8 protein-coding genes and 1 pseudogene are annotated in these 9,757 nt (G+C 58.2%); 7 read left to right on the forward strand and 2 right to left on the reverse strand.

The features are described 5' to 3' along the window. Positions 1 to 77 precede the first annotated feature (77 nt). From AC0TOF_RS15625 to AC0TOF_RS15655, 7 genes are all read left to right on the forward strand, one after another. Complete coding sequence (locus AC0TOF_RS15625; RefSeq protein ID WP_473768932.1) at positions 78 to 770, forward strand: outer membrane protein; 693 nt, start codon at positions 78 to 80, stop codon at positions 768 to 770. Positions 771 to 1,042: 272 nt separating this feature from the next. Further along, positions 1,043 to 1,735: an outer membrane protein gene (locus AC0TOF_RS15630; RefSeq protein ID WP_473768933.1), complete on the forward strand. Its 693-nt coding sequence runs from the start codon at positions 1,043 to 1,045 to the stop codon at positions 1,733 to 1,735. Between the two features lie 479 nt (positions 1,736 to 2,214). Then, positions 2,215 to 4,521, forward strand: coding sequence for a transglycosylase domain-containing protein (locus AC0TOF_RS15635; RefSeq protein ID WP_473768934.1), 2,307 nt, complete (start codon positions 2,215 to 2,217; stop codon positions 4,519 to 4,521). Between the two features lie 126 nt (positions 4,522 to 4,647). After that, positions 4,648 to 5,439 (forward strand): SDR family NAD(P)-dependent oxidoreductase, encoded by a 792-nt coding sequence (locus tag AC0TOF_RS15640; protein ID WP_473768935.1) that lies wholly within the window; start codon positions 4,648 to 4,650, stop codon positions 5,437 to 5,439. A gap of 87 nt (positions 5,440 to 5,526) precedes the next feature. Next, positions 5,527 to 6,453: a carbohydrate kinase family protein gene (locus tag AC0TOF_RS15645; RefSeq protein WP_473768936.1), complete on the forward strand. Its 927-nt coding sequence runs from the start codon at positions 5,527 to 5,529 to the stop codon at positions 6,451 to 6,453. Positions 6,454 to 6,473: 20 nt separating this feature from the next. After that, positions 6,474 to 7,211 carry a class I SAM-dependent methyltransferase gene (locus AC0TOF_RS15650; protein WP_473768937.1) on the forward strand — a complete coding sequence of 246 codons (738 nt, stop codon included), beginning with the start codon at positions 6,474 to 6,476 and terminating at the stop codon, positions 7,209 to 7,211. 228 nt (positions 7,212 to 7,439) lie between these two features. Continuing rightward, on the forward strand, positions 7,440 to 8,270 hold the full coding sequence (locus AC0TOF_RS15655) for a PhzF family phenazine biosynthesis protein (protein ID WP_122003023.1): 831 nt from the start codon (positions 7,440 to 7,442) through the stop codon (positions 8,268 to 8,270). On the opposite strand, the pseudogene AC0TOF_RS15660 reads toward AC0TOF_RS15655, so the two are convergent. Together AC0TOF_RS15660 and pncB are read right to left on the reverse strand one after the other, a co-directional pair. Then, positions 8,254 to 8,395: pseudogene (locus tag AC0TOF_RS15660) on the reverse strand (flagellar basal body P-ring protein FlgI); the annotation flags it as partial. The gene AC0TOF_RS15655 and the pseudogene AC0TOF_RS15660 overlap by 17 nt on opposite strands. A gap of 35 nt (positions 8,396 to 8,430) precedes the next feature. Then, a complete protein-coding gene (gene pncB / locus AC0TOF_RS15665) occupies positions 8,431 to 9,735 on the reverse strand; it encodes a nicotinate phosphoribosyltransferase (protein WP_122003129.1) in 1,305 nt (434 codons plus the stop codon). Positions 9,736 to 9,757: the final 22 nt, after the last annotated feature.

Genomic DNA, 9,757 nt, shown 5'->3' on the forward strand with positions numbered 1-9,757 from the left:
TGCTACAGACTTTTGGCAGTAATCGCTTATATTAGGGACAAATATTGGTTCTGAGACTTTCCTTCAGGAGATTTATCATGAAGCTCAAGGCCCTTCTTCTTGCATCGACTGTCGCCCTTGTGGCCGCTACGGGCGCAAAGGCTGCCGACGCCGTCATCGAACAGGAACCAGCCCCTGTTGTAGTTGCTCCGTCCTTCACCTGGACCGGCGCTTACATCGGTGGCCAGATCGGCTACGGTTGGGGCAAGTCGAACTTCGACGGCGATATCTACAGCTTTGGCGACATCAAGCCAGACGGCTTCCTCGGCGGCGTTTATGCCGGTTATAACTTCGATCTCGGCAACAATATCGTTCTCGGTATCGACGGTGATGTGACCTATAACGACGTTTCCAAGGGCGTTGACGTTTTCGACGCGGCTGGCGCTCCAGCAGGCGACTTCGAAACCAAGCTTCGCTGGTCCGGTGCCGTTCGTGCCCGCGTCGGCTATGCGGTTGACCGCTTCATGCCTTACCTTGCTGGCGGCGTGGCCTTTGGCAGCGTCAAGAACAGCGGCAGCATTGATGGTGTCGGCAGCTTCTCCGAAAGCAAGACGCTTACCGGCTGGACCGCTGGCGCCGGCGTCGACTACGCGGCAACCGACAACCTGATCGTTCGCCTCGAATACCGCTACACCGACTACGGTGACAAGGACATCGACTTCGGCGGACTGAACATCAATCAGGACTTCAAGACCAACGAAGTTCGTCTCGGCGTTGCATACAAGTTCTAATTCGGATTGAACCGAATTTCGAAAAGGCCCCGCATGCGGGGCCTTTTTTTGTTTGGGTGCCATGACAAAGTTTGAACAATACCCATAAGAATATTAGCGTATAATTGTTTTTCATAAATAAGTAATATTAGTATTTGATAAATATAAAATACTCAATTACTCCGAAACCATCAGTAATTATTTTATGTTGCCATTTTACTACATACATCGACGGCAAACGGACTTATATCCTTAGTGGATATTCACTGACATATATTTCAAAGGGCCCTTCCATGAATCTTAAAGTCATTCTTAGCGCATCCCTTATCGCAATTGCCGCTAGCAGCAGTGCCTTTGCAGCGGACGCGATCATGTCGCAGGAACCTGCTCCGTTCGCAGCGCCGGTCTTTTCGTGGGGCGGCGCCTATATTGGTGGCGAAATCGGCTGGGGCTGGGGTCGCGGCAAGCTGGATGGCGACTTCGACAGCTATTCCGAATTCAAGCCGAACGGCTTCCTCGGCGGCGTCTATGCCGGGTACAATTTCGACATCGGCAATAATGTCATCCTCGGTATCGACGGCAATTTCGACTATAACGGCCTGAAGGAAACACACGACTATTTCAGCGTCGGCGGCCGCCCTATTCAGACCTCGCTTGAATCGAAACTGGAATGGTCGGGCGCGGTGCGCGCGCGTGCCGGTTACGCGATTGACCGTTTCATGCCTTACATCGCAGGTGGCGTGGCGTTCGGCAGCGTCAAGAACTCCGTGGCCATCGGCGACAACTATAGCTACAGCGATAGCAAGACGCTGACCGGCTGGACCGCAGGTGCGGGCATCGATTATGCGGCGACCGACAATATCCTGCTGCGCCTTGAATACCGCTACACCGATTTCGGTAACAATGACTTCGATTTTGGCGATATCAGCACCCGAGGCTCCTACAAGACCAACGATATCCGCCTCGGCATCGCCTACAAGTTCTAAGCAAAACAGAGCTTACAAACAGGAAAGGCTCCACTCGGGTGGGGCCTTTTTTGTGCATGGCTGATTTAGGCTGTAGTGACGAATTAGAGCGCGTTTCGATCTGATAGGATCAGATCGGCGCTCTAACTACTTATTTTACCGCGCATTTTTCCCGAAAACCGTTTCACACTTTTCGGAATGCGCTCCAACTTACGGTTTGGCGCGAGGCATTTTGTTGCTGAACAGGAGAAACGACCGCCGTGGAGTTGAACTCCACAAGGGAGTTTCGACACATTCAGAAGCAAAATGCCTCGCGTCAAACCACAAGTTAATTCGTCACTACAGCCTACACCCCTTCAAACTGCCGCATTTACCCTGCACCGGATTAGGCCCTTGTTTGCTTTTTCGGCGCAAAATCCCGTAAAGCACTCAACAACATTGAAATTGACCGGTCCGCATCACGATTGGACCGGCGAGCGGGTGGGCGGATCCAGACTGACATGGCATCGCGTGACGACAAAAACCGGCGCATCGAACCTTCCTTCGGTGGCGAAGAGAAAAAAGATGACGAGGTTTTTCGTGTCGATGAGGAGGACCGCATGGCACGCGCACAGCAGCGCCGACGCAGGCGACCAGACGAAGCTGAACCACGTTCTTCGCGACGCGGCAAAAGAAAGCCGCGCGGCTTTTTCGGCTTCCTGCGCCGTTCGATCTACTGGTGCCTGGTGCTCGGACTTTGGGGCGGCATCGCCTTTGCCGGCATGCTGGTCTATTTCGCCGCCAAGATGCCGCCGACGACCGACTGGGCCATTCCCGACCGACCGCCCAATGTGCGCATCGTCGACGTCAACGGAAACCTGATCGCCAATCGCGGCACCACCGGCGGCGAGGCCGTGGGACTGCATGAAATGTCGCCCTTTATCCCGAAGGCCGTCATCGCAATCGAGGACCGGCGCTTCTACTCGCATTTCGGCATCGACCCCATTGGTCTGGCCCGCGCGGTTGTAACCAATGTCGTTTCGGGCCGCGCGGTCCAGGGCGGATCGACACTCACTCAGCAGCTCGCCAAGAATCTGTTTCTTTCTCCCGACCGCACGCTGGAGCGCAAGGTGCAGGAAGTCATGCTCGCGCTGTGGCTTGAGCATAAATATACCAAGGACCAGATTCTGGAAATGTATCTGAACCGGGTCTATCTCGGTTCCGGCGCTTTCGGTGTCGATGCGGCGTCGCGGCGCTATTTCGCCAAGTCGGCCAAGGACGTGAACCTGATGGAAGCGGCAACGCTTGCCGGTCTTCTGAAGGCGCCCTCGCGCCTGTCGCCTGCCCGTGACCCCGAAGCCGCCGCCGCGCGCGCCAAGCTGGTGCTGGGCGCGATGCGTGAGGAAGGCATGATCGATGACAGCCAGATGGCCATCGCCGAGAGCGAGCCGATGACGCGCGCGTCGTCCTACTGGCAAGGCTCGGAAAACTATGTCGCCGACAAGGTGGTGGCCGAGCTTCCCGAACTGATCGGCGAAACGAAAGACGACATCACCGTTCAGACCACGATCGACCTCAATCTGCAACGCGCTGGCGAAGAAGCGATCAAGGACCAGATTTCCCAGAACGGCAAAAAGATGAATGCCAGCCAGGGCGCGCTTGTTTCCATCGACAGCACCGGCGCGGTTCGCGCCATGGTCGGCGGTGTGGATTACGCCACGAGCCAGTTCGACCGTGTCACCGATGCCCGCCGCCAGCCCGCATCCTCCTTCAAGCCCTTCGTCTATCTGACGGCGCTTGAACAGGGCAGGACGCCGGACTCGGTGCGCAATGACGCCCCGGTCCGCATCGGCCAATGGACGCCCAGCAACGATAACGGCAAATATATGGGGCAGGTCACGCTCGCGACCGCGCTTTCCCATTCGCTGAACTCGGTTGCCGCGCAGCTCGTGATGGAAGTCGGCCCGCAAACGGTGATCGACACCGCGCATCGGCTCGGCGTTCAGTCGAAGCTCGAAGCCAATGCCTCGCTGGCCCTTGGCACATCGGAAGTGACATTGCTGGAACTGACCGATGCCTATGTGCCCTTTGCCAATGGCGGCTATCGTGCGCCGGTCTATTTCATCACCAAGGTAACGGACGCGCACGGCAAGGTTCTTTACCAGAAGGAAGACGGCGTTGGCCCGCGCGTCATCGACGAGCGCAATGTCGGCATGATGAATGCGATGCTGCGGCGCACCGTGGAGGACGGGACCGCAAAGCGCGCCGCCTTTGGCTGGCCCGCCGCAGGCAAGACCGGCACCAGTCAGAATTTCCGTGATGCGTGGTTTGTCGGCTATACGGCCAATCTCACCACCGGCGTATGGTTCGGCAATGATGACGGCAAGGGGATGAAGCGCGTATTCGGCGCGACGCTTCCCGTCGCAGCCTGGAAAAGCTTCATGAAGGAAGCACACAAGGGCGTGCCCATCGCAGAGCTTCCGGGCCATTACGATATCCAGAACGTTGTTCCCGGCGGCAGTGACGGCATCGATCCGAACGCGCCTTACGATCCAAACATGATGCCGCAGGATTCCTATGGCAACCAGCCGATAGCGGGCAATGGCGATGACGGCTATTGGCCGCCTGCGCCGGATTCTCCGGTTCGCAGCGGCATCCAGCAATCAAGCCAGGCTGGCTATCCGCTTGCCGAACAGCCCGGCGCGGCCACATACCCCGCCAATGCCAATGATAATTATCGCCCGATGCCGCCCGGCGACGTAGGACAACCGCAGCAGTCGGGAAAATCCACGACATTGCTCGATATCATCATGGGCAATTCGCAGTAGATAACCGATGGCCGCCTGCCGGCGGCCTTCCTCGCGATCAAGTGAAGCCGCCTCAATGCAAGCTTGCTAATTCTTCTCGAATTCTTGAGCGGCTTGGTCTATTCAAGATTGGAGAGCGAGGTTTCCATGTCCCAAGTCACCAAAACAGCCGTTGCCGGTTCCGATACTCCCAAGACGGATGCCGAGCGCAAAACACTGGTCCTGACCGGGGCCAGCCGTGGCATCGGCCACGCGACAGTCAAGCGTTTTTCGCGTGCCGGGTGGCGCGTCATCACCTGCTCGCGACAGGATTTTTCCGACAATTGCCCGTGGCCCGCCGGCCCGGAAGATCACATCAAGGTCGATCTGGCCGATCAGGAAGATGTCGGCAAGGCAATTGCCGAAATCCGCCGCCGTCTCGAGGCTGATGGCAGCAAGCTTCATGCACTGGTCAACAATGCAGGCATCTCGCCCAAGGCTGAGGGCGGACGCCGCATGAACTCCATCGAAACGCCGATGGCCGTCTGGCGCGACGTGTTCCAGGTCAACTTCATGGCGCCGATCATGCTGGCGCGCGGCCTGTTCAAGGAGCTGGAAGCAGCACAGGGCTCGGTCGTCAATGTGACCTCGATTGCGGGCAGCCGCGTGCACCCCTTCGCCGGAACCGCCTATGCAACGTCAAAGGCCGCATTGGCCGCGCTGACCCGCGAAATGGCGTCCGACTTCGGCCCCTATGGCATCCGCGTCAATGCCATCGCACCGGGCGAAATCGATACGGCGATCCTTTCGCCGGGCACCGACAAGCTGGTGGAACAGCTTCCCATGCGCCGCCTCGGCAAGACATCGGAAGTTGCGGAAACCATCTACTTCCTTTGCTCCGAAGCTTCATCCTATGTGACCGGCTCGGAAATTCATATCAATGGCGGCCAGCACGTCTGACATCCAAACAAGGTGCGGAGATTGAAATTCTCCGCGCTTTTGTGTTTATGTTTGTTTCAATCGATTTAACAACTGAGTTGTGTCTTCATGATCCTATGCTGCGGTGAATCCCTGATCGACATGCTGCCACGCGAAACCGCAGCGGGCGAAACCGCCTTCCAGCCCTTCGCGGGCGGCTCGGTCTTCAATACGGCCATCGCGCTTGGGCGTCTCGACGTTCCGACCGGTTTCTTTTCCGGCATTTCGTCGGATTTCTTCGGTGAGGTGCTGCGCGATAATCTGGCGCGATCCAATGTCGATTATTCCTTCGCCGCCATCTCGGATCGTCCCACCACGCTGGCTTTCGTGCGTCTGGTTGACGGACAGGCACGTTATGCCTTCTACGATGAAAATACCGCAGGCCGCATGCTCACCGAAAGCGACATGCCCTATGTCGATGATGCCGTCGATGCCATGCTTTTCGGCTGCATCAGCCTGATTTCCGAACCGTGCGGCAGTGTCTATGAAGCGCTGATGACGCGCGAGGCACCGAGGCGCGTCATGTTCCTCGACCCGAATATCCGCGCAAGCTTCATCACCGACCGTGAAAAGCATCTCAAGCGCATGAAGCGCATGATCGCGCTTGCCGATATCGTGAAACTTTCCGACGAAGACCTTGCCTGGTTCGGTGAAAAGGGCAGCCACGACGAGATCGCCGCCGAATGGCTGAAGCTTGGGCCTAAACTGGTGGTCATCACCAAGGGGGCGCATGGGGCCGATGCCTATACAGCCAAGGCCACCGTGCACGTGCCGGGCGTGAAAGTGGATGTGGTCGACACCGTTGGCGCGGGCGACACGGTCAATGCGGGCATCCTTGCCAGCCTTCACAATCAGGGCCTGCTCGACAAGGATGCGCTTGCAGACCTTACCGAAGACCAGATTCACTCCGCTGTCGCGCTGGGGGTCCGGGCTGCTGCCGTAACCGTCTCGCGCGCAGGGGCAAACCCGCCATGGGCGCACGAGATGAAGGATTGACGCACGGAACGAGCGAGACCATGGCTCAGAATATTTATGACCGCGACGATTTCTTCACCGCTTACAGCCAGCTGCCGCGCTCGGTCCATGGATTGGAAGGCGCGCCGGAATGGCCTTTTGTCCGTTCGCTTCTGCCCGACCTGAAAGGCCGCGACATTGCCGATCTCGGCTGCGGTTTCGGCTGGTTTTGCCGCTTTGCCCGCGAGCAGGGCGCCGCCTCCGTCATCGGCTATGATCTTTCGGAAAACATGCTCGAACGCGCGCGCCGCGACACCAAGGACGATGCTGTTCGCTATATTCAGGCAGATATGGAGGAGCTGGAGCTTCCGGAAGCGAGCTTCGATCTCGTCTATAGTTCGCTCGCCTTTCACTATATCCGCGATTTCCCGCGTCTTTTGAAAACGATCCATGCGGGCTTGCGTTCGGAAGGCCGTTTCGTATTCACGATCGAGCATCCGATCTTCATGGCGCCATTTGCGCCGGGCTGGATCGAGGACAAGCAGGGCCAGAAGCGCTGGCCTGTCGATCATTATGCCGTGGAGGGCGAGCGGCGAACCGACTGGCTGGCCGAGGGCGTCATCAAATATCATCGCCGTCTCAGCACCACGGTCAATGCGCTGATCGACGCCGGGTTTTCCATTCACCAACTGGAGGAATGGCGCCCCTCAGCGGAGCAGATCGAGACATGGCCGGGGCTGTCGGAGGAAATGGAGCGGCCCATGCTGTTGATAGTTTCCGCTAGTGTGGTGGATTTGTAGTTCCTATCATTTGCGAGGCATCCGCGTTGAGGAACTTCAAATCCGTAAACCACACTAGATTCAATATGTTACTAGTGTGGCTTTGAATCCGAAATTCGTTCACGGCGCTGCTCCTAAGTGATGCGAATTTCGAATTCGCCACACTAGCCGACAGACGGCTTGACCCGTCACATTTCACGCTCTTTATAGGGGTGGGCGGGACACGAATCAGACTGGCGAGGAGAAACCATGGACGTGTTGCGCATTGCTGCCTTTTCGCAAGGCAATCAGGGTGGCAATCCCGCTGGAGTGTTGATCGCCGATCACCTGCCCTCCCCGCAAGACATGCAGAAAATCGCCAAGGATGTCGGCTTTTCCGAAACCGCCTTTGCCGCGCCGGAAGGCGACAGCTGGCGCGTTCGTTATTTTGCGCCCGAAATGGAAGTTCCGTTCTGCGGTCATGCCACCATTGCTCTCGGCGCTGCATTGGCCATGCGAGAGGGCGACGGGCGCTTCGCGCTCAAGCTCAACAATGGCGATATCAGCGTCGATGGCCGCAAGGAAGGCGAGCTGTTTGCGGCGAGCCTGCAATCGCCGCCAACCCGCCAGCGTGCGGCCAACGACGCGGAAGTGGAGCAGGCTTTGGCGCTGTTCAGTTTCGAAAAGGACGATCTGGCGCCCGGTCTTGCACCTGCGCTGATCCACGCCGGGGCGGACCATATCGTGCTGCCGCTTCGCTCACGCGAGAAGCTCGCCTCAATGCACTACGACATGGCGCGCGGGCGCACGCTGATGAACCGGCAGGGCTGGACGACGATCCTGCTCATCTATTCCGAGACGCCAAAGCGCTTCCACAGCCGCAACCCGTTTGCATCGGGCGGCGTTTATGAAGATCCGGCGACGGGTGCCGCGACCGCTGCCTTTGCTGCTTATCTGCGCGACAGCGGCTGGCCGCATGGCGGCGAGATCGAAGTGTTTCAGGGAGAGGATATGGGCAGCCCGTCGCACCTGCGCGCCCAGATCGGCAATGAGCGCGGCGGTTCCATTCGCGTTTCCGGCACAGCGCGGCTGATGGAATGACCGGGATACGGCTCGTCAGTGTCTGAATCAAAAAGCGGCAGGCCGTGGCGAAAATGGTGATTTTCGAGTACCGGAGCGCAATGTACTTTTGGGTACATGAGCACCGGAACGCAGCAAATCGCCATTTGCAGACCGGCATGGCGACTTTTAGAACAGACACTCAGACTTTGACGAGTTGCTCCACCCGCTCCTCATTTCCGAAGAATTTGAGATAGCGCGCCACTTCCTTGGGATCGCCGGTCGCCTTTTGCGGATTGTCGGAAAGCTTGACCGCCGGATGGCCGTTGGCATCGATCACCTTGCAGACCAGCGAGATGGCATTCAGCCCCTCGATTTCCTTCGGGGCGCAACCTGCAAAATCATTGGTGAGATTGGTGCCCCAGCCGAAGCTCATGCGCACCCGCCCCTCGAAGTGACGATAGGTCTCCTCGATCGTATCCACGTCGAGCGCGTCGGAAAAAATCAGCAGCTTTTCGCGCGGGTCCTTGCCGCGTGACTTCCACCATTCGATGATGCGCTCGCCGCCTTCGATGGGCGGGGCGCTGTCGGGGCGGAAGCCGGTCCAGTCGGCAACCCAGTCCGGCGCGTTGCGCAGGAACGCGGCCGTGCCGAAGGCATCGGGCAGCACGATCAGGAGATTGCCGCCATAGTAGCGGTTCCAGTCCTGCAACACCCGATACGGCGCCGAGCGCAGTTCATCGTCATTCTTGGCGAGTGCTGCCAGCACCATCGGCAACTCGTGCGCATTGGTGCCGAGCGCTTCAAGGTCCGTATCCATGGCAAGCAGCACGTTGCTGGTGCCGGTGAACGCATCGCCGATGCCTTCCTTCAAAGCTTCGACGCACCAGCGCTGCCACAGGAAGGAATGACGGCGACGGGTGCCGAAGTCCGAAATCTTCAAGCCTGGAAGCTGGCGCAGGCGTTCGACCTTGCTCCACATCTTCGCCTTGGCGCGGGCATAAAGCACGTCGAGCGAGAACGGCCCAAGGTTTTTCATCGCCGCGCGCGAACGCAGTTCGTTGATGATGGCAAGGGCTGGAATTTCCCACATGGTCGTGTGCGACCAGGCGCCATGGAAATGCAGCTCATACTGGCCGTCCTTGCGGCGCAGTTCATATTCCGGCAGCTGGAAATCATGCAGCCAGTTCAGGAACTCGGGCTGGAAAATCTGCTTGCGGCCATAAAAACTGTTACCCGCCAGCCAGATCATTTCCTTCTTGGAGAAGCGCAACGTGCGGGCATGGTCGAGCTGCGCGCGCAATTCGCCCTCATCGATTTCATCGGCAAGGCGCACGGAAGTCGTGCGGTTGATGAGCGAGAAGGTTGCGTCCACCTTGGGGTAAAGGCCCCAGATCATCTGCAGCATCAGGAGCTTGTAGAAGTCCGTATCCAGAAGGCTGCGAACGATGGGATCGAGCTTCCATGCGTGATTATAGACGCGGCGCGCAATATCAGTCTTGGCCATGACGGCCTCCATTGCATGATCA

It is taken from the genome of Ochrobactrum sp. PL_is501 (assembly GCF_055816895.1).